This window comes from Croceitalea sp. P059, from assembly GCF_031846365.1.
Taxonomy (GTDB): Bacteria; Bacteroidota; Bacteroidia; order Flavobacteriales; family Flavobacteriaceae; genus Croceitalea; species Croceitalea vernalis.
Map to the genome: position 1 here is coordinate 312,234 of NZ_JAVRHW010000001.1, position 21,992 is coordinate 334,225.

At 34.8% G+C, this 21,992-nt stretch carries 24 protein-coding genes; 8 read left to right on the forward strand and 16 right to left on the reverse strand.

The annotated features are described in order from the left end of the window. Nucleotides 1–2: 2 nt before the first annotated feature. Both RM542_RS01320 and RM542_RS01325 read right to left on the reverse strand, forming a co-directional pair. Nucleotides 3–1,544: a glycine--tRNA ligase gene (locus RM542_RS01320; RefSeq protein ID WP_311383903.1), complete on the reverse strand. Its 1,542-nt coding sequence runs from the start codon at nucleotides 1,542–1,544 to the stop codon at nucleotides 3–5. Between the two features lie 38 nt (nucleotides 1,545–1,582). Then, nucleotides 1,583–2,479: a hypothetical protein gene (locus RM542_RS01325; RefSeq protein ID WP_311383904.1), complete on the reverse strand. Its 897-nt coding sequence runs from the start codon at nucleotides 2,477–2,479 to the stop codon at nucleotides 1,583–1,585. Between the two features lie 76 nt (nucleotides 2,480–2,555). On the opposite strand from RM542_RS01325, the gene RM542_RS01330 reads away from it, so the two are divergent. Together RM542_RS01330 and RM542_RS01335 are read left to right on the forward strand one after the other, a co-directional pair. Further along, nucleotides 2,556–3,221: a ComF family protein gene (locus tag RM542_RS01330; RefSeq protein WP_311383905.1), complete on the forward strand. Its 666-nt coding sequence runs from the start codon at nucleotides 2,556–2,558 to the stop codon at nucleotides 3,219–3,221. Between the two features lie 54 nt (nucleotides 3,222–3,275). After that, entirely contained in the window at nucleotides 3,276–4,895 is a 1,620-nt protein-coding gene (locus RM542_RS01335; RefSeq protein WP_311383906.1) for an Ig-like domain-containing protein, read from the forward strand. Here the strand turns inward: RM542_RS01335 and RM542_RS01340 are convergent. Genes RM542_RS01340 through RM542_RS01370 form a run of 7 tightly spaced genes read right to left on the reverse strand, consistent with a single transcriptional unit; the run spans nucleotide 4,882 to nucleotide 11,205 of the window. After that, nucleotides 4,882–5,655, reverse strand: a complete 774-nt coding sequence (locus RM542_RS01340; RefSeq protein WP_311383907.1) for an amidohydrolase — start codon at nucleotides 5,653–5,655, stop codon at nucleotides 4,882–4,884. The two genes, RM542_RS01335 and RM542_RS01340, sit on opposite strands and share 14 nt — an antisense overlap. 5 nt (nucleotides 5,656–5,660) lie before the next feature. Beyond that, a complete protein-coding gene (locus RM542_RS01345) occupies nucleotides 5,661–6,284 on the reverse strand; it encodes an NUDIX hydrolase (protein ID WP_311383908.1) in 624 nt (207 codons plus the stop codon). Nucleotides 6,285–6,289: 5 nt separating this feature from the next. After that, nucleotides 6,290–6,769: an ankyrin repeat domain-containing protein gene (locus RM542_RS01350; protein ID WP_311383909.1), complete on the reverse strand. Its 480-nt coding sequence runs from the start codon at nucleotides 6,767–6,769 to the stop codon at nucleotides 6,290–6,292. 36 nt (nucleotides 6,770–6,805) lie between these two features. Further along, complete coding sequence (locus tag RM542_RS01355; RefSeq protein ID WP_311383910.1) at nucleotides 6,806–8,167, reverse strand: DUF5689 domain-containing protein; 1,362 nt, start codon at nucleotides 8,165–8,167, stop codon at nucleotides 6,806–6,808. A 38-nt stretch (nucleotides 8,168–8,205) separates the two neighbouring features. Continuing rightward, complete coding sequence (locus RM542_RS01360; RefSeq protein WP_311383911.1) at nucleotides 8,206–9,174, reverse strand: alpha/beta fold hydrolase; 969 nt, start codon at nucleotides 9,172–9,174, stop codon at nucleotides 8,206–8,208. Continuing rightward, on the reverse strand, nucleotides 9,174–10,175 hold the full coding sequence (locus tag RM542_RS01365; RefSeq protein ID WP_311383912.1) for a bestrophin family ion channel: 1,002 nt from the start codon (nucleotides 10,173–10,175) through the stop codon (nucleotides 9,174–9,176). Before RM542_RS01365 ends, RM542_RS01360 begins: the two co-directional genes overlap by 1 nt. Before the next feature lie 52 nt (nucleotides 10,176–10,227). Further along, nucleotides 10,228–11,205 (reverse strand): nitronate monooxygenase, encoded by a 978-nt coding sequence (locus RM542_RS01370; RefSeq protein WP_311383913.1) that lies wholly within the window; start codon nucleotides 11,203–11,205, stop codon nucleotides 10,228–10,230. A 106-nt stretch (nucleotides 11,206–11,311) separates the two neighbouring features. Between RM542_RS01370 and RM542_RS01375 the strand changes: the two genes are divergently transcribed. Further along, entirely contained in the window at nucleotides 11,312–11,788 is a 477-nt protein-coding gene (locus RM542_RS01375; protein WP_311383914.1) for a thioesterase family protein, read from the forward strand. A 159-nt stretch (nucleotides 11,789–11,947) separates the two neighbouring features. After that, nucleotides 11,948–14,140 (forward strand): hypothetical protein, encoded by a 2,193-nt coding sequence (locus RM542_RS01380; protein WP_311383915.1) that lies wholly within the window; start codon nucleotides 11,948–11,950, stop codon nucleotides 14,138–14,140. A gap of 28 nt (nucleotides 14,141–14,168) precedes the next feature. Here RM542_RS01380 and RM542_RS01385 read toward each other — a convergent pair whose 3' ends face one another. From RM542_RS01385 to RM542_RS01410, 6 genes are read right to left on the reverse strand one after another with little or no spacing between them, the layout of a single operon-like run. Continuing rightward, a complete protein-coding gene (locus tag RM542_RS01385; RefSeq protein ID WP_311383916.1) occupies nucleotides 14,169–15,056 on the reverse strand; it encodes a DMT family transporter in 888 nt (295 codons plus the stop codon). Beyond that, nucleotides 15,053–15,406: an ArsC/Spx/MgsR family protein gene (locus RM542_RS01390; protein ID WP_311383917.1), complete on the reverse strand. Its 354-nt coding sequence runs from the start codon at nucleotides 15,404–15,406 to the stop codon at nucleotides 15,053–15,055. Before RM542_RS01390 ends, RM542_RS01385 begins: the two co-directional genes overlap by 4 nt. Before the next feature lie 13 nt (nucleotides 15,407–15,419). Next, on the reverse strand, nucleotides 15,420–16,022 hold the full coding sequence (locus RM542_RS01395; RefSeq protein ID WP_311383918.1) for a short chain dehydrogenase: 603 nt from the start codon (nucleotides 16,020–16,022) through the stop codon (nucleotides 15,420–15,422). Between the two features lie 5 nt (nucleotides 16,023–16,027). Further along, nucleotides 16,028–16,720 (reverse strand): amino acid racemase, encoded by a 693-nt coding sequence (locus RM542_RS01400; RefSeq protein ID WP_311383919.1) that lies wholly within the window; start codon nucleotides 16,718–16,720, stop codon nucleotides 16,028–16,030. Between the two features lie 3 nt (nucleotides 16,721–16,723). After that, complete coding sequence (locus RM542_RS01405; RefSeq protein ID WP_311383920.1) at nucleotides 16,724–16,852, reverse strand: hypothetical protein; 129 nt, start codon at nucleotides 16,850–16,852, stop codon at nucleotides 16,724–16,726. Nucleotides 16,853–16,891: 39 nt separating this feature from the next. Continuing rightward, on the reverse strand, nucleotides 16,892–17,194 hold the full coding sequence (locus RM542_RS01410; protein WP_311350076.1) for a helix-turn-helix transcriptional regulator: 303 nt from the start codon (nucleotides 17,192–17,194) through the stop codon (nucleotides 16,892–16,894). 68 nt (nucleotides 17,195–17,262) lie between these two features. Here RM542_RS01410 and RM542_RS01415 point away from each other — a divergent pair, with 68 nt between their 5' ends. Then, nucleotides 17,263–17,724 carry a DinB family protein gene (locus tag RM542_RS01415; protein WP_311383921.1) on the forward strand — a complete coding sequence of 154 codons (462 nt, stop codon included), beginning with the start codon at nucleotides 17,263–17,265 and terminating at the stop codon, nucleotides 17,722–17,724. Here the strand turns inward: RM542_RS01415 and RM542_RS01420 are convergent. Continuing rightward, complete coding sequence (locus tag RM542_RS01420) at nucleotides 17,721–18,473, reverse strand: DUF3298 and DUF4163 domain-containing protein (RefSeq protein ID WP_311383922.1); 753 nt, start codon at nucleotides 18,471–18,473, stop codon at nucleotides 17,721–17,723. The genes RM542_RS01415 and RM542_RS01420 overlap by 4 nt on opposite strands. An 82-nt stretch (nucleotides 18,474–18,555) precedes the next feature. Here RM542_RS01420 and RM542_RS01425 point away from each other — a divergent pair, with 82 nt between their 5' ends. The 3 genes from RM542_RS01425 to recO all read left to right on the forward strand — a co-directional run bounded on the left by RM542_RS01425 (nucleotide 18,556) and on the right by recO (nucleotide 21,991). Then, nucleotides 18,556–19,710, forward strand: coding sequence for a cystathionine gamma-synthase (locus RM542_RS01425; RefSeq protein WP_311383923.1), 1,155 nt, complete (start codon nucleotides 18,556–18,558; stop codon nucleotides 19,708–19,710). 132 nt (nucleotides 19,711–19,842) lie between these two features. Continuing rightward, nucleotides 19,843–21,186 (forward strand): NADP-specific glutamate dehydrogenase, encoded by a 1,344-nt coding sequence (gene gdhA / locus RM542_RS01430; protein ID WP_311383924.1) that lies wholly within the window; start codon nucleotides 19,843–19,845, stop codon nucleotides 21,184–21,186. Nucleotides 21,187–21,271: 85 nt separating this feature from the next. Then, nucleotides 21,272–21,991: a DNA repair protein RecO gene (gene recO, locus RM542_RS01435; protein WP_311383925.1), complete on the forward strand. Its 720-nt coding sequence runs from the start codon at nucleotides 21,272–21,274 to the stop codon at nucleotides 21,989–21,991. Nucleotide 21,992 lies beyond the last annotated feature (1 nt).

A 21,992-nucleotide genomic window follows, 5' to 3' on the forward strand; every position in this document is an offset into this window, starting at 1 on the left:
ATTTAAATGCGTTGCAACCACTCCCGCATATCCACTTCTTTAGCAATAATACCTTTTACCTCATCAATTTGAACACGTTGTTGTTCCATAGTATCCCGATGACGAATGGTAACGGTTTCATCTTCTAGAGTTTGATGATCTACTGTAATACAAAATGGCGTACCATTAGCATCTTGTCTGCGATAACGACGCCCTACGGCGTCTTTTTCATCATAGGTCACATTAAAATCCCATTTTAAATCATCAACTAACCTCTTCGCCACTTCGGGTAATCCATCACGTTTCAACAAAGGTAAAATGGCAGCTTTGGTCGGTGCCAACACCGCTGGTAATTTTAAAACCGTTCTGGTCGTATTGTTCTCTAGCTCTTCTTCTTTTAAACTATTGCTAAAAACGGCTAAAAACATTCTATCTAAACCAATGGAAGTTTCTAAAACATAAGGAACGTAACTCTTATTTTCTTCTGGGTCAAAATACTGTAGTTTTTTACCTGAATGTTTTTCGTGCTGACTTAAATCAAAATCCGTTCTGGAGTGGATTCCTTCCAATTCTTTAAACCCAAATGGAAACTTGAATTCAATATCAGAAGCAGCGTCGGCGTAATGCGCTAATTTCTCATGGTCATGAAAACGATAACTTTCTTCTCCCATACCCAAAGAAAGATGCCAGTTCATGCGTTTCTCTTTCCATTTCTCATACCATTCTTGCTGCGTACCCGGCTTGATAAAATATTGCATTTCCATCTGTTCAAATTCACGCATTCTAAATATAAACTGCCTAGCAACAATTTCATTACGGAAGGCCTTACCTGTTTGAGCAATTCCGAAAGGAATCTTCATTCTTCCAGTTTTTTGAACATTCAAGAAGTTTACAAAAATACCTTGAGCCGTTTCTGGACGTAAGTATAAATCCATTGCCGAATCAGCTGAAGCTCCTAATTTAGTTCCAAACATTAGGTTGAACTGCTTTACATCAGTCCAATTTCGAGAGCCAGAAAGAGGGCAGGCAATTTCTAGTTCTTCAATTAAAGCTTTGACATCAACTAAATCTTCATTTTCCAATGATTGCCCTAGTCTCTTTAATATTCCATCTGCCTTTTTTTGATAATCAACTACACGAGCATTGGTTTCTAAAAATTGTTTTTTGTCAAAACTATCACCAAATCGTTTAGCAGCTTTCTTTACTTCTTTTTCAATCTTGGCTTCAATTTTGGCAACATAATCTTCAACCAAAACATCAGCTCTATATCTTTTCTTAGAGTCTTTATTGTCAATTAACGGGTCGTTGAATGCATCAACATGGCCAGAAGCTTTCCATGTAGTCGGATGCATAAATATTGCAGAATCTAGGCCGACTATATTATCATTAAGCTGAACCATCGCTTGCCACCAATATTCGCGTATATTTTTTTTGAGCTCCACTCCATTTTGAGCATAGTCATAAACTGCGCTTAAGCCATCATAAATCTCACTTGATTGGAATACATAACCGTATTCTTTTGCATGTGAAATTACCTTTTTGAAAATGTCTTCTTGATTTGCCATTGGGCAAAAATAGTACAATGACTAAAAAGAGCGAAGTTTTATTTTAACTGAAATTCCGAAGAAGAAAGCAGGCGCTCATCTTCAAACACATTTAAGGTATAAATACCAGGTTCTAATGAACCTTCTGGGACTGTTATAGCATCGCAAACACTAATTTCTTCCCCTAAATAAATTACCTCAGTGCGCTTGCTATAGGTGTTCCCACTAACATTAACCAGGTTTGCATTATCTTCTATAACCTTCATGTCTGGATTTAAAAACTGCAGGTAAACTACCTTAACCTCACCTTTATCATTAGGGTTAGCTAAAATGGTCACACAACCTCTCAATTTTTCTATGGTAGACGCTTTATTGGTATTTAATGGACGACCAGCACGTAAGCGAAAACCTTTGCCTTCAGCATTCTCCATTTTAAGGTAGCTCTTGACCTTTAATTCTTTAGTTAATTCTTGATTCTTTTTTCGAAACAACGCTTCAGCCTCTTGCAATGAGCTTGTTTTACCTCGCAATTCTTGAATCTCGCGTCGTGTGCGCTCGTATCGCTCCGTCAACAAACCATTATTGTAACGAAGAAAATTATTTTTAAGCTTTAGGCTATCAAACTTGGCTTCTAGTAAACGAAGTGCTTTTTGACTTTCTCGAAGTTTTGCAATATTAAAATTTAACCTTCCGACGGAATCCAATAGAGTTTGTACTTCGAATCGTGAATCGCGAAGTTCAATCTCATTAATTTCATTCTCTCCAGAAAGTCTATCAACTTCTGCCTTCATTAAGGTCATATCTTTTACCAAAAGTCTTTTTTCGTCTTCCAAATAACTCATTTGATTCTGCGACTGCGCATAACTATAATAGAAAGCTATGGACATAGCAATTATTACTGCGACCAAAGCAGCCATAATTATTTTGTAGTTGAAAGTAGTATCTTGAGACTCCATTTAAGGTGAATAGTAGGTAAAAGGTATGTTTGGTATTAAGCTTTCAAAGATAATAAACGATATTAACTCAATACTATTGCCACCTATCTGTTTTGGATGTAATGCACAATTAATCAGAGGAGAGCACATTTTATGTACCGTTTGTCGACATGATTTACCGATTACCGATTACAATTTTAAAGAAGAGAACGAAATTGACCGTATTTTCTATGGTCGAACTCGGATTAAAAAGGCATCATCCATGCTTTTTTTCTCAAAAACAGGTATCGTTAAAAATCTACTGCACTATTTAAAATACAAAAATCAGGAGGATATCGGTGATTTTTTAGGAAACTGGTATGGCGAAATACTACTTGAAAAAGGAGATTTAATGGATATTGATATTGTACTACCTGTGCCTTTGCATCATAAAAAACTTAAAGAGCGTGGATATAATCAAGTTGAAAAGTTTGGAAAACAACTTGCCAGTCATCTTAACGCCAAGTATATGAATGATGTTCTCATTAAAACAGCGAATACCAAAACTCAAACAAAAAAGACAAGACTCAAACGATGGCAGAATAATGAAGACTTATATAAAATAAGAGATTCAGCTTTTCTCAAAAACAAAAAAATACTTTTGGTTGACGATGTTATTACTACAGGAGCTACTATTGAAATATGTGCTTTTGCATTAAATAAAACTAAAGGTGTTGAACTATATGTGGCTACAATGGCAATGGTACCTAAAGCAATGAATTAACTTTATTGGTAATCGAATAAATTGTTTCTTTGTTCAAGAATTCGTTTTTGTTCTATGGTTTTTTTAAGAAAATTATTAAGTCTATCATTCTTATTGTTAGTTGTTCTTGCCTTTTGGCAATGCGCAAAGAGAGGTACGCCTAGTGGTGGCCCTAAAGATTTAACGCCGCCTGTTCTGCTTAAAACAGAACCAGAAAACCTCAGTACTAATTTTAATGCTAATACGATACGATTGTATTTTGATGAGTATATCAAACTTAAAGACGTTCAAAATCAACTGATTGTTTCACCGCCGCTTAAATACCTTCCAGAAATTAAGCCTCTCAGTGGGGCGAGCAAGTATATAGAAATTACAATTAAGGACACCTTAAGAGAAAATACAACGTACACCATAAACTTTGGACAAAGCATAGTTGACAATAATGAAGGTAATCCTAATAGTTTTTTAAGCTACGTGTTTTCTACGGGAGAATATATCGATTCTCTCACACTAACTGGTGCTGTTAAAGATGCGTTCAATAGAAAAGCTGAAGAATTTGTTAGTGTCATGCTTTATGCAATAGATAGCGCATATAATGATTCAACCATTTACAAATCGCCTCCAAATTATATAACTAATACCTTAGATAGTCTTCCATTTTTTCAGCTTCAATATCTCAAAGCCGGAAAATACTCTTTAGTGGGTATAACTGATAAAGCAAAAAATAATGTCTTTAATCAACGTTCCGATAAAATTGGATTTTTAACCGATACTATTACCATACCGACAGACTCGGTATATCTGCTCAACCTATTTATGGAGGAACCTGATTACAGTGTTCCTGTACCTACTTATGTAGCTAAGAACCGAATTCTATTCGGATATAATGGTGATGAAGTTGGTCCAAAAATAAAAGCATTGACTGAACTTCCAGATTCTGTTAAGACTAAAGTTTTAAAGGATAGAGAAAAAGACACACTGAATTACTGGTTAAGCCCTACAGATATTGATTCTATCATTTTTACGGTGACTAATGAAAAGTTGAATATTATTGACACTTTTACTGTCAAAACTAAAAAATTAGAAGTAGACAGTCTCAAGTTGAATGCTAGTCATAACCGTAAGATTGGCTTTGAAGACAAGTTTCATATTCTGAGTAATACCCCGCTGATAAAAATAGATACTTCGTTGATTCAAATAATAGATAAAGATTCTGTGTTCACACCTTTTGAAGCTCTTCTTGACACTATTAATAATAAGGTTGATATTAATTTCGAAGTTATCGATAATCAACGTTATGCGATTGCCTTGATGCCTGGCGCAATCACCGATTTTTTTGGTACACAGAATGACACCTTAAAATATAATCCTAGTACAGGAAGCTATGCTGATTATGGCGACATGACTTTGAACTTGTCAGGGGCAGTAAGATACCCTGTAATAGTTCAGTTAACTAACGATAAAGGAGACATCATACGAGAAAAATTTGCGAAAGAACCTCAGGTTTTTCAATTCAACTACTTGGAACCAAGTCAATATAGTTTTCGAATTATTTTTGATAAGAATGGAAATAAAAAATGGGATACTGGTAACTATTTAGAAAAATTACAGCCTGAGGTAATAAAATATTATCCTGATTTTATTGATGTTAGGGCCTTTTCAACCTATAATGAGACTTTTATTATTGCCAATTAAACGCATCTCTATCATTTAAAAATTTAAGTTTATTTCGCGTTTTTTCAATATGACCTTTAGATAGCCTTGCATAAACTATTTCTTCCTTTTCTGAATAAGCTACTTGTTCACCCAAAACATTATAAACTGCCGAATGGCCTACATATTCATGACCAAGGCCATCGATTCCAATTCGATTTACACCAATACAATAACTCATGTTTTCAATAGCTCGAGCTTTTAAAAGAGCATCCCATGCATTAACTCTTGGTTTAGGCCAATTTGCAACATAAAGCAACACATCATAATCTTCGGTATTCCTTGCCCAAACAGGAAACCTCAAGTCGTAACATATGAGTGGACAAATTTTGAAACCTTTGTATTCTAACATTAACTTTTCTATTCCTGACTGATAAACCTCATGTTCACCTGCCAATGTAAACGTATGCTTCTTGTCATAAGTACAGTAAGTTCCGTTTGGAAAGACAAAAAATAACCTATTAAAAAAGTTGTCGTTTTCTTGAAAAACTAAACTGCCTGCAAGAGCAGCATTCTTTTCTTTAGCTAAATCTTGCATCCATTGCAGAGTTTTTAAACCTTCGTCCTCATCAATGTTCTGTGGTTGCATAGTAAAACCCGTGGTAAACATTTCAGGAAGAACAATCAAATCAATGGCAGAGGTTATTTGGGTTAATTTCTCAGAAAAAGATATTCTATTTGCTACAGGGTTCTCCCAATATAGTTGAGATTGTATCAAAGCAATATGTAAGTTTTCATCCATGTTTATTAATCAACATAAACTTCTAAAATATCGTTTTTAGCCATACCAAATAACTGGTTCAATTGAGACGCTAATATTCTCTCTTCAGAAAGTTCAGGTAAACTATCTAATGAAAAATAAGCCGCTCCTTTCATATCAAATCCGGGTTCTAATTTGCCGCCTATGGCCTTGCAGAAAAACATTAATTTATAAATGTAATAGGGCTCTGCAGGATGCTCATGTCTTTGCTTATCGTAAATAGCCAATAAACGCACAACCTCAACATCAATGCCGGTTTCCTCCTTAATTTCTTTAATGACTACTTCTTTTGGTGTATTCCCAATATCTGCCCAACCCCCAGGTATAGTCCATTTATTGTCCACGCTTTCCTTCGCCATCAAAATCTCATCTTTTTCATTGATTACCAAACCTCGTACGTCCACTTTTGGTGTTGGATAATCAATTTGTGGAAGAAAAAAACTATCCAATTTGGCAAATGTCTCGTTCGAAAGATGAGCCATCAGTTTTAAACTGATATCTTTTAATTCTTCATAACGTTCAATATCGTAAGGTACATCTGTATATATCAAACCAATATCAGCAATGTCTTTTAACCTTTTTACAGCATCTAGCTGCTCTTTTGGACTCATAATTCCTAATTGTACTTTTCTAAAAGTTTAATAAGTTCAGTCGCTTCTTGCATATTAGCGTGATCAAGAGCTGTCTGACCTCTGGCATCTTTGGTTTTGATATCTGCGTTATGTTCAAGTAATAATTTTGCGATTTCAAGACGATTGAAGGTCGCTGCATAAATCAAACAAGTAGCTCCCATGGCATTAATATGGTTGACATTTGCGCCTTTTGCAATTAATTTTTGAGCAATTTCAGTATATCCCTTAAAACAAACGCCCATTAAAGCCGTATTACCTGAACCATCTTTGGCATCAACTTCAATTCTCTTTTCTAACAAAAAATCAGCTATATGTCCCTGATTATAATATGTTGCAAGTATCAACGGTGTTGAACCTCGATCATCTACACTACTTATTAAATGTGGATAATTAATTGATAGTTCCTTTATTTTTTCAAGATCCCCTGTTCTTATGGCACTAAAAAAAAGCTCTACGTTTGTCATGATGTGAAATGATAATTTGAAGGTATAAAAAAGTAATCAATCTCTAATACCTGGAGTAAAATCTTCAGGTGCATTTTGTGGTAGATTTACTGTTCCGCTATTGCCAGAGTCGTTAAAAATTATCCACTCTGAAAAAGTATAATTTAAATTAGCTTGATTTATATTTGAAATTCTGACAGCTTTGCCATCTTCAAACTCGTGATTAGTATTTGAACCATCTTCACCAATAATACCAAAAACATCAATCACAGTTCCAAAAGGGTCTACCAATTCTAAATTATCATCTCCATTGGAATCCGCCGGGCTATTTGTTCCGACCGTTAAATCGGGAACAAAACCATAAATTAATTCAAACTCTTCAGAATTTGGTGAAATCACTAAAGTGCTCTCCCCTTCAATAATAAATCCACTTAAATCAATTGTCGAACTTATCTCAGAATTAGCATTAGTGTAACGACGAATAGTCCATTTATTTAAATCCAAAGCTTGCGAAGAGGCATTATAAAGTTCTATAAATCTTGCTCCTGCATTGTTATTTGGGTCCGCTAACTCCGAAAAAAATATCGAGGTTGATGTAAATTCCGTTATGATTTCTTCACAACGTTCTAGTAAAAAGTCTATATCATTTAGATCTCTAATCGCAATGAAGTAATCATCATTTTCTCTTAATAATACCCCTGTAATACTGCCATTACCTTCAGGTAATATTACGTCTTGAAAATCAGAAAAGCCACTGTTCAATAGCATAAGTTCATTTTCAGAGCAATCTACTAAAGTACGTTCCGTCTCTTCAAGGGCGATTGCGAATGATTCGCCTAATTCATCATCAATTACTTGAACATTTTCAAAACTTACTAAAGTATTTACTAAACTGGGATTAATATTGGCAATCTCTATTGGAGTTGAAGTTATATCAGTTACATCCTCACAGGCTAAAAATATATGCTCAGGTATCTGAAGCGCTGGTAATCTACCAACGGACACACTGCCAAATCCGGCAAATGTTCCTCCTAATTTAAATACATCTTTGCTCTTACCTAAGTACAAACCTTTAAGTTTAATTACAATTTTACTGCCTGGTTCAAAAAGCAAATAGGATTGTCTTAAATCGATTTCAATTTGAAAACCTTCTGAAGGGTTAGTTGGACGATCTTGAAAATGTAATACGCTAAAAAAATTACCTGCACTATCCGAAGACACCACATAGCCCTCTATTACTAAATCTTCTTGTATTTGTAATAATTCGCCTAAGTAAAGTGCTTTGACTTGTTCAAATGTGACATTTGCTTCTAAACCTTCAACACAATTTAAAGCTGGAGCATCAAAATCATTTGATTTTACACAAGAATAGCAAAAGACGAGGATTGCCAATAAAGGCAAATAAAAATTACGAAACATTTTAAGTTAATGGTATCTTGTAAATGTATGAAATGTATTTACTTTTCAGTAACTCTCTTCATAAAGTCCAAAGCTTGTTGTTCAGCATAGCTTGAATTTTGCTTTCCCCAGAAACCAACATGACCTCCAAAATCAGGAACTTCTAGAAAAAGGTTTTTATTACTATCAGCTTCGTTAAAAGGATAACAAGCATCACCTAAAAACGAATCATTCTTTGCATTGAGCACCAAACTGGGTATCTTAATTTGAGGTAAAAATTGCTTGCAACTACATTTTTCATAATAATCTAAGGCATCTTTAAAGCCATGCGCTTGACTTGTATAGATATCATCAAAATCTTTTAAGGTATGAATGGACGATATTTCAGTGGTTGTTATTCTATCAGGAAATAATTTTTGCTTTTGCCACAGTTTTGCAATTAAATGTTTTTTGAACCTTTTAGAATACAAAACATTCTTAGAATTCAAAAGCTCATCACAAGCACTTTTTAAACTGCAAGGCACTGAAACCCCTACCGCTGCCTTTATATGATTTGGAATGTGATTTCCTTCACCTAAATATTTTAAAATAAGATTACCACCCAGACTGAAACCCATTAAATAAATTTCATCATAAGATTTATTCTTTAGAATATGTTCAACAACGCAAACAACATCTTCCGTTGCACCTGAATGATAAGAACGGTAAAGTCTATTAAGTTGACCGCTACAGCTTCTCAAATTAACAGCACAAGTATCAAAACCGTTTTGTGTAAATTTTTTTGCACTACCTGCAATATAATGTCGTTGAGCATCACCTTCTAAACCATGAAAAAGCAGTACTACTTTCTTGGTAGGTAAAACACTCTCGCTCCAATCAAGGTCCAAGAAATCATAATCTGGAGTTTCAATACGTTCTCTCTTTTGAACTAATCCACTGATTTTTCTAAAGACTCCCGAATAAATTGTAGAAAAGTGACCATTTCTAAACGGAAAAGGAGGTTTGTAGTTTGATGGTACTAATGGCATTAATACAATATGTTATGCATTGGCTTTGTCTTTTCTGGGAGATTTTCTTCATCTAACATATCTCGCAAATCAATCTCGATAGTTCTGCAAAGCGCAGTCATGGGCACATCATTAATGCGACCTTCAAAAGGGTCTTCGCTATTACTTCCAACTTTTTCCATAGTTGTAAACATCCAAGAGATAAGCACGGAAAAGAAAATCATCAATACGATATACCACCAATTATTTCCTTCATCTAATTGGGCTAGTTGGGTCTCAAATACGTTTAATAAACCTAAAGGAAGTAAAAGCACAAATATCCATGTAAAGACTGTACTAAAATAAGCATACTGTCTAGGGAAAGGAGTGTTCTTAATACGTTCACATTTACCTTGAAGATTATACATTTCTTCAAGATTGTTATGGAAAACCTGTTTATCAAATTCTGTAATTTTACCTTCCGCTAATAAGCTCTTAAGTTGTAAAGCCTGATTCTTGATTAAATGTGTTGCCACATTTTTTCTATTTTCTAAGTCTTGAACCTCTTTTGGGTCTAACAAAACGTCAAATCCATTACAAACTGGATTTCGCTCTCCATGCTTATCGAACATACGCTCAACAGAACGATTTTCTTTAATGGAAAAACTATTAGGTTGTCGCAATTGTATGCGCAATGCATTAATCCACGCAATTTGTCTATAAATCAAAGTTATTTGAGCTGCACGGTCATTTTCTACATAACTAAGAACATTATTGGCCCAAGTTCGGGAATAGTTTACAATCCCTCCCCATATTTTTCGGCCTTCCCAAAATCGGTCATAACTCTGACTGTTTTTAAAACCTATGTAAAATGCTACAGCAATACCAATAACGGAAAGTGGCTGAAAAGGAATATCTATATGCTTCCAATCTAAAATATGATATAATGAAAAAAGTAGTGCTGCATAAAGGGTGAAGAAGATTAGGTTTTTCCATGCGAAGCGCATGATTATACCCCAGCTTATATTTCGTTTGATGTACATTATAAATTGATTAGTAAATTAAACTACCAATTTACGAAGAACAGACTTTATTTTAGTTCTTAGGATAACGTTCTAGCAAATTATATTGTTCTTCAATAGCCTCTTTGAATTCAGATTTAAGTTCGTTCACTAAATCAGCGACGGGCATAGTTTTATCAATTGTTGTTACCCCTTGACCTGCCGACCAAATTGTTTTCCAAGCTTTGGCTTCAGTATCCAATTCTTTTCCGAAATCAATTTTAGTATCCTTTTTTAAATCTTCTTCAGTGATACCTGCAGCTTTCAGACTAGCACCTAAAAAATTAGCATGAACTCCAGATATAGCGGCAGTATAGGTAACATCACTAGCACCTGCAGCGATAATCATATCTTTATATTCTTGAGGAGCTTTACTTTCATTTGCGTTAATAAAACGTGTACCCATATATGCCAAATCAGCACCCATTTGCATTGCAGAAGCAATATCTCTTCCTTTTGAAATACAACCTGATAACAGAATAGTTTTATCAAAGAATTTTTTGACTTCAGCAACCAAGCTCATTGGATTTATTGTTCCGGCATGACCACCTGCACCAGCTGCAACTAAAATTAATCCGTCGACCCCAGCGCCAGCAGCTTTCTCAGCATGACGTTTTTTAATCACATCATGAAAAACCAACCCTCCATAACTATGAATGGCATCAATCACCATTGAAACTGCACCGAGTGAGGTTATTACTAATGGTACTTGATGTTTAATACACAACTTAACATCAGCTTCTAACCTCGGGTTAGTAGGATGAACAATCAGATTAACCCCGAAAGGAGCCGCTTTTTTACCAGTTTCTTCTTCCCAATTTTTAAGTTCAGATTTTATTTCAATGAGCCATTCTTCAAAGCCTTCACTAGTCCTTTGGTTTAAAGCAGGAAAAGTACCAACGATTCCGTTTTTACAACATTCAATAACCAATTTTGGACCTGATATTAGAAACATAGGTGCTGCAACAGCAGGTAATGAAAGGTCTTTAATAAAAGATGCTTTTTGACTCATAAGTTCTAATCTTAAGTTGTTGATAAATCTACCACTTTTTTAGTACGGTCTTCAAATCTATACTATTTTTGAAAAATATTATGCATGCATAGCAAAATTAGTCATTATGTTTTTAAAAGAATTTGAAATTCGCTGGAGTGATATTGATGCCAATCGCCATTTGGCAAATTCTGCTTATGTACAATATTCTGGGCATGCTAGAATGTCGTACTTAGCTCAACTGAGCTTCAATCAAAAAACCATGGCAAAACATCAAATAGGACCTGTAGTATTTTATGAACATATCTATTATTTTAAAGAGGTTTTTATAGGAAAACCTATTCAAGTATCTACGGAACTAAAGGGAATGAGTGCAGACGGAATGTTTTTTGAATTTCATCACGATTTTTACGACTCAATTGGAAAAAACTTTGCACACTCAGAAATGATGGGGGCTTGGATAGACTTAAAAGCAAGAAAATTAAGCATATTACCAGATGAATTTATGTCGGCTGTAGCTAAAATTGAACGTGCCGATGACTTTAAAGTATTGACCAAAGAAGATACCCGAAAATATGCTAGAATACCTAAGGATTTAAAGTGACTAAGGTAAAAATCAAAAATTACCATTCTTCTTAAACCATACTTTTTTGGTCTAACCTGTAAAGAGTTACAGTATCAAGGAAAAACTTTTAAGAATTGTTCAAATTCATTTTAAGATGTTTAACTTCATATGGTTGAAAACCAAACTCAATTCATCCTCATGAAAAATAAACTGTGGTTATTTCTTACCGTTTTAACTCTTATTTTTTATGGCATTGCAGGGTATCATTTTTTAACGGGTTGGCCTCCTTTTATAATGATGATGATTGGGATGTTTTTAGGACTTGCAGTTTCAACAATTGCCTATGGGTTCATAAGGCTAATTAATACCCAAGTCAAAAGAATACCCGCTAACTATATTGTTCCTATTCTCAGTACAATAATTGGTTTGTGTATTTTGAGGTTTATTGGCTTCGGTTGGCCAGCCTTGGTTTTCTTAACCATCACTGCATTGGGTATATTATTCTGCAGTGTTCTATTTTGGTTTTTAAAGAAAAAATCCCCTTTTTCAGGAGTTATTTTGGGGATTTTAGTTGTGGTAATAGGCCTCGTTTTTTTTGTATTGATAAACCCAGGTTCAGACCCTTTCGAAAACAAGTTGCCTTTAATGCTCTCACCAAACCAAAATAGCATTATAGATGATTTACAACTTGAAAATCCCACAGCTCTCGGACCTTACGAAGTAAGGGAATTTACTTATGGTAGCGGCAAAGATGTGCAGCGAAAAGAATATGCACATGAGGTAACCTACAGAACTAATACGGTAAATGGTAAATGGCTTATACCGGATTGGAAGGGTAAAAAGAAAAAATGGCGAGAACGATATTGGGAGTTCGGTCCGGAGAATTTTCCTTTAAATGGAAGAGTTTATATGCCAGAAGGGCAAGGCCAATTTCCGTTGATCTTAATCGTACATGGCAACCATAATATGATTGATTATTCTGATAATGGATATGGTTATTTAGGAGAAGTTTTGGCCAGCAGAGGATTCATCACAGTATCAGTCGATGAGAATTTTTTAAATGGGCATTGGTCCGGTGATTTCAGAGGGAAAGAAATGCCCGCTAGAGCTTGGTTGCTATTAAAACATCTTGAACAATGGCAACGTTGGAATTCTGATGAAAATCATTATTTGAGAGACAAAGTCGATATGAACAATATTATGCTTGTAGGGCATTCAAGAGGTGGTGAAGCGGTTGCTATAGCTGCTGCATACAATGAACTCCCGTATTTTCCAGATAATGCTAAAGAGAAATTTGATTTTAACTTTGGTATTAAGGGTATCGTAGCAATAGCGCCAACTGACTATAGGTACCATCGAAAAATAAGCTTAAAAAATTTGAACTTTTTAAGTCTTCAAGGTTCCTATGATTCTGATGAAGTTAGTTTTTGGGGTATGCGCGCCTACCGAAGATTAAGATTTACAGATTCAATTTCTAGGTTTAAGACCGGTGTTTACATTCACCATGCAAATCATGGTCAGTTCAACTCTACTTGGGGTAAATCGGATTTTGGAGCACCTGCTAAATGGCTATTAAATTTAGCTCCATTGTTGGAAGGTCAAGAGCAACAAGAAACTGCCAAAGTCTTTATCAATGCGTTTGCTGAGGCCACACTTAAAAACAATCAAGACTATAAAACTATTTTCAAAGATGTTGCAATTGCGAAAGAATGGTTGCCAAACGAACAATACCTCACCCATTTTGAATCGTCAGACTTTAAAATTATTGCCGATTTTGAAGAAGATATTAATATCAATACTGCAAGGGATAGTTCTAAACTACTAGCCAACAACTTGGCCTTTTGGAAAGAAGAAAATTTAAATACTCGTGATAACAATTCTCAAGAGAATAATGTTGTGGTATTGGGATGGGATAAAAAAGATTCGCTCAATACTGAGGAGATAGCTTCTTATGAACTAACACTATCAGAAAAGCATAAGTCCTTTTTTGATAGGGAGTCAACCTTACAATTCACTTTGGGTGCCGGAAACCACGAATTATTAAACCCAAACCAAAAGAATAAAGAAAAAAATAAAAGAGAAGTACCACAATTAGATTTTACTATTCAATTAACCGACGAACAAAAAGAAACTTCTTCAATTAGTGTTAGCGCTATTAAAGTCATTCCGAAGCCCTTAAAAACTCGTTTTACAAAATTTAAATTTTTAGATAAAGAAATGATTGGCGAAGATTGGGAAGTTCAGTTACAGACCTATCACTTGTCATTAAATACCCTCACAGATAGGAATTCTGAATTGAACTTAGAAACTGTGAAGAGCTTAAAATTTATATTTGACCAAACGCCTTATGGGGTAGTTGTTTTAGATGAAATTGGGGTTTCGTCAAATTGAAAGGGGTAGAATACTTTTAAATACCATGTTAGGCCTTTACTTTTTTACTGGCCAAATACACACCAATCAGCACCAAAGCCGTAGCCCCTATTTTTACAATAGTAAGCGAATCTTTACCGGTCAGTAATGCGAAAATAATACCGAATATGGGCTGCACATAAATAAAAGCCCCTATAGTAGAAGCTTTAAGTTCTGTCATGGCAAAAATGTTGAACAAGTAGGTCATAAAAGTGGTACATACAATTACAAAAGCCACCACGCCATAAACCCAAAGCGGCATTGTAGTCCATTCAATTTCTAAAAACTGGGGTAATGTTATGGGAAGATTTATAATAACTGCAATTGTAAACAACCATTTCATTAAAGTGAATGGATGGTATTTTTCTAATAATTTTTTAGCAACTATTAAATAAGAACCGTAAGCTGTGGCGTTCATTATAAACAAAAAATTGCCTAAAGGAATATTCGGAGCATCTTGTCGTAACTCCGCTCCAAAAAGCACTAAAGAAACAGCCCCGATAAAACCAAGTGCAATACCCAAGCCTTTATTTAAAGTAATTCGTTCTTTCAGAAAAAATGAAGACAAAACAACAACAATGATCGGGCTAATTGTTACTAATACAGCACTATTAATCGGTGTAGACAGTTCTAATCCTTTAAAAAAAGAAAGCATATTAATGACCATCCCGAGTACAGCTGCCAAAAACATTCTAGCCCAATCCTTTTTATCTATCTTTTCTTTAGGTCCAAACAATGAAATACTCCAAAAAAGAATGGCCGCGCCCACTACACGAAGAAAAATGAAACCAAAAGGTTTTACATATGTTGGCATTACCCCTTTCGCTAGGGTGTGATTAATACCATAAATGGTCGTCGCCCCAATTGCCGCTAGCAGGGCTAGCGTTCTTTTGCTCATCCGTGCAATGCGATTTTTGCACCTTCAACTTGTTTTTTGGCATTACCAATAAAAATTTTGTCATCAACAACTACAACAGGTCTTTTTAAAAACGTATAATGTTCTAAAATCAAATTCTTAAAGTCTAAATCGCCCAACTCTTGGTTATTTAATCCACGTTGGCGGAAAAGCATTGCTCTTCGGCTGAATAAATCTTCATAACTAGCTGTTAAAGCTCGCATTTCTTCCAATTCGTTCTCAGTTACTCCCTTAGATTTTATTTCGCGTAATTCAATACCGTCCAACGGTTCCAATGCTTTTAAGATTTTCTGACAGGTTTTACAGGTTTCTAGGTGGTATATTTTTTTCATTTTTAAGTAATTCTTATTCGTAAATTCTTATTATTTGTCCATTATCTTTTCCGAGAACGCTCCTAACATATCCGTTAACCACTTTTTTCATTGGAACCGGATTATGCCCCGGAAAATAGTCTCTATACTTTTCATAAGCGTCTTCAACCATTACGGCTGAAACAACATTCACCCGCACACCATTTTCTATCTCTAAAACTACCGCTTTTACAAAGCTATGAATTGCTCCGTTCACCATGGCAGCACTTGCCGTTTTAATTACAGGATTATCTGCCAAAATACCTGTTGTTAGCGTAATAGAACCCCCTGATTTTAAATAGTTTTGTCCAATGCGTACTAGATTAACTTGGCCCATGAGCTTGCTTTTAAAGCCGATATAATAATCTTCCTCAGTAAGGTCATTAAAATTGGCCCATTTCGCCTCACCAGCTGCACAGATTATAGCGTCGACTTTACCTAGATTTTTAAACATAGTTTCTATAGAAGCACTATCTGCTATATCCACCTTGATATCAGCATTTTTTCTTCCTGCTACAATAACTTCATGCTCGGCTTTAAAGTGTTTGGTTAGCGTATTACCTATTGTTCCGTTACCTCCAATGATTAAAATTTTCATACCATTTAGTTTAGTGCAAAATCAATTGCCATTTGCGAGTGAACCAAAGTTGTATTGAATGTTGGAAGAGCAACTTCTTTATCTGGAATCAATATAGGAAGTTCGGTACATCCTAAAATTACGCCTTCCACACCTTGGTTTTGCAATTTTGAAATAATGTTTAAGCATTTTTCTTTAGCATCTGTCGTAAACTTTCCTTTTACCAGTTCGTTATATATAATGTCTTGCAGAAAAACACGATCTTCCAATTCAGGGATAATGACTTCAAGTCCATATTGATCTTCCAAAATTCTGGTATAAAAATCTTTTTCCATAGTGAATTGGGTTCCTAAAAGTGCAATTTTCTGCAACCCCTGTTCTTCAATGGCTCTGCCCGTAGCATCTGCAATATGTAGAAAGGGCACGGTAATCGCATCTTTTATAGCATTACTTACCAAATGAATAGTGTTGGTACAAAGCACTATCATATCTGCACCTGCCTTTTCTAGCTTAGCCGCATGTATTGCCATAAGCTCTCCTATCGCATCCCAATTATCTTCAAACGAATATTTTTTAATTTCAGAAAAGTCGACAGAGCTCATGATAATTTTAGCTGAATGCGAGCCCCCTAGTTTTTGTTGTACTAATTTGTTTAGGTATTCATAATACACTTTTGAAGACTCCCAACTCATGCCTCCTATTAAACCAATTATTTTCATCTGTTATTTTATTTTTGACATTTCTTCAGCACCTAAAATCCTCAGTTTTAAAATCCAATTTAAAAAAGCTTTTAAAATACTTTTATGCTTTGCTTGTTCTTCTGTCTGACAATATATCGTATTTGTATTCATTTTTAGATTTCGCTATTTATAGATATGTTTTAAAAAAAATTACAACTCTTCCTTCAAACTTTTCATATAAGCCTGTATGACATCATCATTTCTTTTATAATATGTCCACTTACCATGCCTGGTAGGAATAACCAATCTTGCATTTTGCATACTATTCAAATAGGTTGAAATAGTAGATTGTGACAAACCTGTTTTATCTTGAATAAACCCAACACAAACCCCATCATCAAAATGATCAATATCTTGGTGGGGGGGGAAATTCGCTTCAGGATCTTTTAACCACTTTAAAATATCAACACGAGTTTGATTTGATAAAATTTTACTTATTTCAACTATATTCACATTACAAACATACAAATTATATTTACATATCTAGAATTTTAGATATGTTTTAACAGAAACATTAATTCTTGGACAACTTATTTACTATTATCCGTCAAAATCGCAAAGAGTTATATCATTTTTTAAAAAACACTCCTAAAGAAGAACTATTTAAAATCCCCAAGGGATTTAACAATAATATTTGGTGGAATATTGCTCATGTGGTGGTTACCGAGCAAAAACTAATCTACGGACTCAGTGGCTTGCCCCTAAATATTTCACAAGATTTAGTCGCTAAATATCAAAAAGGAACTTCACCAAAAGAAAATCCTAATGATGAAGAATTCGAATTGATTAAAACTTTGCTATTTAGTTTACCTGAAAAAACTGAAAAAGATTATAAAGCTGGTTTGTTTTCTTCTTTTAAACCTTACATGACAACGCCAAAAGTGCCTTTAAATAATGTCGATGATGCAATTGCCTTTAATATTTTTCATGAAGGTTTGCATCTGGGTAGTATTTTAGCTTTGGCAAGAGCGGTTAAAAACTAGTCCGTTATCAAAACATACCCTTCTTTTAGAAAAGAATTAACCTCATTGAATGGCAAAACCAATTCAATTGGCCCATCTGCATAAGAGGCTATCTCATATTGGTTATAAATAAGTTGGATTCCGTTTTCAGTAAAACCAATATTTTCGGGTAATTGGAAGGTATCATTAGTAAACATAAAACCCGTGCTATTGATATTAGTTTCTGTAGGAACGTTTTGTTTTATTCTAAAATTATTCTCAGTAAACGCGATAAATCCTTCAAAATCATGGAACAATTCATGATTCTCTAATTCTAGTCCTTTTTGCTTATCAAAATTTAAAAGCGTAGTAGCTCCATAACCATGGGCGCCGCCAGTAAAAGAATAAGAATTTAAAAGAATACTAATTAACCTATCATTCTCGAAAATAATTTCACCATTGAACTCAGCTTCCCATCCCACGGTTTCATCATTAAATTTACGTCTAAGTTCTTGGTAACTATTCGTAAATGATTTCATTGCACCGTCGATGGTGTTGACGTCTAGAGAGTCTTCAAATTTTAGAGCATTTACTATTTCTTCTTTTAACGCTATATTGATGGTTTCTGCAATTCTTGTTTCATCTAATGCATGAGGAATTTCAATCTTAATCTCAGGACAAGCATCACACTTTTCGTTTTCGAGTTGTAGGTTTTCAAAAGTAAGTTTTGATTCCGTTTCACAACAAAGGTTCAGAACTAACAAAAAGATTAGGAGCACTATTTTTCTCATGAAAATTAAATATTTATCAAAAATAGACTTTGATTGAATACTCCGAAACTTAACGATACATTTGTATCATAATATTTTTAATATGAGTGATAAAGACTTAAAATTCAATAGTAAAACTATACATGGGGGTCAACAACCTGATGCTGCCTATGGTGCGGTCATGCCTCCAATATATCAAACCTCAACTTATGCGCAAACCACACCCGGTGGCCATAAAGGTTTTGAATATTCAAGAAGTGCAAACCCCACCCGTACGGCTTTAGAAAATTCCTTAGCAAGCATAGAAAACGGTAATTACGGTTTGGCCTTTGGTAGTGGCCTTGCAGCAATTGATGCTGTAGTAAAATTATTAAATCCGGGTGATGAAGTAGTTTCAACTAATGATTTATACGGAGGCAGTTACAGAATATTCAAACAAATATTTGAAAAATTTGGTATCACCTTTCACTTTATAGGTATGCAGTCTATAGATACGATTGAGTCACATATCAATGTAAATACCAAATTAATTTGGGTTGAAACACCTACCAATCCAATGATGAATGTTATAGATATAAAAGGAGTTTCCGATTTGGCAAAAAAACACAACATACTTTTAGCTGTAGACAACACTTTTGCAACACCTTATTTGCAGCGGCCTTTAGACTTAGGGGCAGATATCGTAATGCATTCTGCAACGAAATATCTAGGAGGACATAGTGATGTTGTAGTTGGCGCTTTGATTGTAAAAGACAAAGACTTGGCCGATAAATTATATTTCATTCAAAATGCAAGCGGTGCTGTTTGTGGTCCAATGGATAGTTTTTTAACATTAAGGGGTATTAAAACACTTCATGTTCGCATGCAACGCCATTGCGACAACGGAAAAGCAATAGCCGAGTATTTAGCAAATCATCCAAAAATCGGTAAAGTATATTGGCCTGGTTTTGAAAATCATGCAAATCATGAAATTGCTAAAACTCAAATGGATGATTTTGGAGGAATGATTTCCTTTGTGCCCAATGGAAGTAGCTATGATGAGGCCATTCAGATTGTAGAAAAATTAGAGCTATTCACCCTGGCTGAATCTCTAGGTGGTGTGGAGAGTTTGGCGGGTCACCCAGCTAGTATGACTCATGCTAGCATTCCTAAAGAAGAACGCGAAAAGAGTGGTGTTGTCGATTCTTTAATTCGATTGAGTGTAGGTATAGAAGATGCTGAAGATTTAATAGCTGATTTAGAACAAGCTATTGGTTAAATTAATTTTTGAAACATTTTTAAATATTTGGTTTTTAAATTATACAAATAGCATAATTTTGCCGTTATATTCCTAATTCAATAAAATAGGTCTTTTTAATAGTTAAAGAATTAACAAATTAGCAATCCGTTTATGGAACAAAAAATAAAAGCATTTATGGACGAGGTTATTTCCAGAAATGGTCATGAACCTGAATTTATTCAAGCGGTACAGGAAGTTGCAGAAACTGTAATTCCATATATCGCCAAACAAAAAATTTATAACGGTAAAAACATTCTACTAAGAATGGTTGAACCTGAGCGTTTACTTTCTTTCAGAGTGGCATGGGTTGATGATGATGGTGAAATTCATGTGAACCGTGGGTATCGTATTCAAATGAATTCGGCGATTGGCCCTTACAAAGGAGGTTTGCGTTTTCACCCAACTGTTAATGCTAGTGTATTAAAGTTTTTAGCTTTTGAACAAGTTTTTAAAAATAGTTTAACAACTCTACCAATGGGTGGTGGTAAAGGAGGCTCAGATTTTGACCCAAAAGGAAAATCTCATGATGAGGTAATGCGTTTTTGTCACGCCTTTATGCTAGAGTTGAATAGGCATATTGGCCCAAATACTGATGTCCCTGCTGGTGATATTGGTGTTGGTGCACGTGAAATTGGATTTTTATTCGGAATGTATAAAAAGATTCGTAACGAGTTTACAGGTGTTTTGACAGGTAAAGGACGTTCATGGGGTGGTTCTTTAATACGACCAGAAGCTACAGGATATGGTACCGTATATTTTGCGGATAGTATGTTAAAAACAAAGGGAGAATCTTTCGAAGGTAAAAAAGTAGTCATATCAGGTTCTGGAAATGTGGCTCAATATGCAGCTGAAAAGGTATTACAACTAGGCGGTAAAGTATTTACACTTTCTGATTCTGGAGGTTACATTTATGACAATGATGGTATTGATGATGAAAAGTTAGCTTTTGTAATGGATTTAAAAAACAACCGTAGAGGTAGAATCTCTGAATATGCAGATCAATATGCCTCTGCAACTTATCATAAAGGAAAGACACCTTGGGAAGTTAGTTGCGACATTGCCTTACCTTGTGCAACACAGAACGAATTGAATGGTGATGATGCAGCAACATTAATTAAAAATGGATGTATTGGTGTCGCTGAAGGCGCCAATATGCCTTCTACACCTGAAGCTATCCATGCGTTTCATGAAGCAAAAATTCTTTTTGCTCCAGGAAAGGCTTCTAATGCTGGAGGGGTTGCCACTTCTGGGCTTGAGATGTCACAAAATTCACTACGAATTAGCTGGACCCGTGAAGAAGTTGATGAAAAGCTTAAAGGTATTATGGAAGACATCCATGATTCTTGTATTGAGTTTGGAAAAGAAGAAGATGGTTACTGCAATTATGTAAAAGGAGCAAACATAGCTGGCTTTGTTAAAGTTGCTGATGCTATGTTAGCACAAGGTGTGATTTAATTCACCACAGTAAATTATTTGAGACCCGTTAGGCATATACCGCAAATGTGGTATTTAAATCCTAACGGGTCTTTATCTTTACAACATGCTAGTACAGACCAAAGCAATTGTATTCTCTTCTTTAAAATATGGGGACACTAGTCTAATAGTCAAAGCATACACGGCTTCAGATGGCCTAAAATCATACTTACTAAAAGGAGTTTTAGCTTCAAAAAAAGGGAAATTGAAAGTTGCTTATTTTCAGCCCTTAATGCAATTGGAACTTACAGCCAATCATAAAAACAAAGGTACTTTAGAAAGTATCAGGGAAGTAAAGGTGATTAACCCATATCAAAGTCTCCATACCGATATCGTAAAAAATAGTATTGTCTTATTTTTAGCCGAAATGTTAGGAAATAGCATTCAAGAAGAAGAAAAAGATATTTCTCTTTACAATTATTTAGAAGATGCCCTAAAATGGCTTGACATCAATAATAAAATTGCCAATTATCATTTATTATTCTTAATAAACTTAACCAAATATTTAGGCTTTTACCCAGAGGAGAATAGTGGGGTTTTTAATCACTTTGATTTGTTAGAAGGACAGTTTGTTACGTCCCCCACATTAAATCCCTTAATACACGAAGAACAAGTTCTTGTCTTTAAACAACTTTTGGGCATAAATTTTGATGCACTATTAACACTAAAAATAACCAAGGTTAATCGTGAATCGCTTTTAAAATCAGTAATTCTGTATTTTGAACTACATTTGCACGGATTTAGAAAACCCAAGTCCTTGGCAGTTTTAAACGCAGTGTTCGACTAGT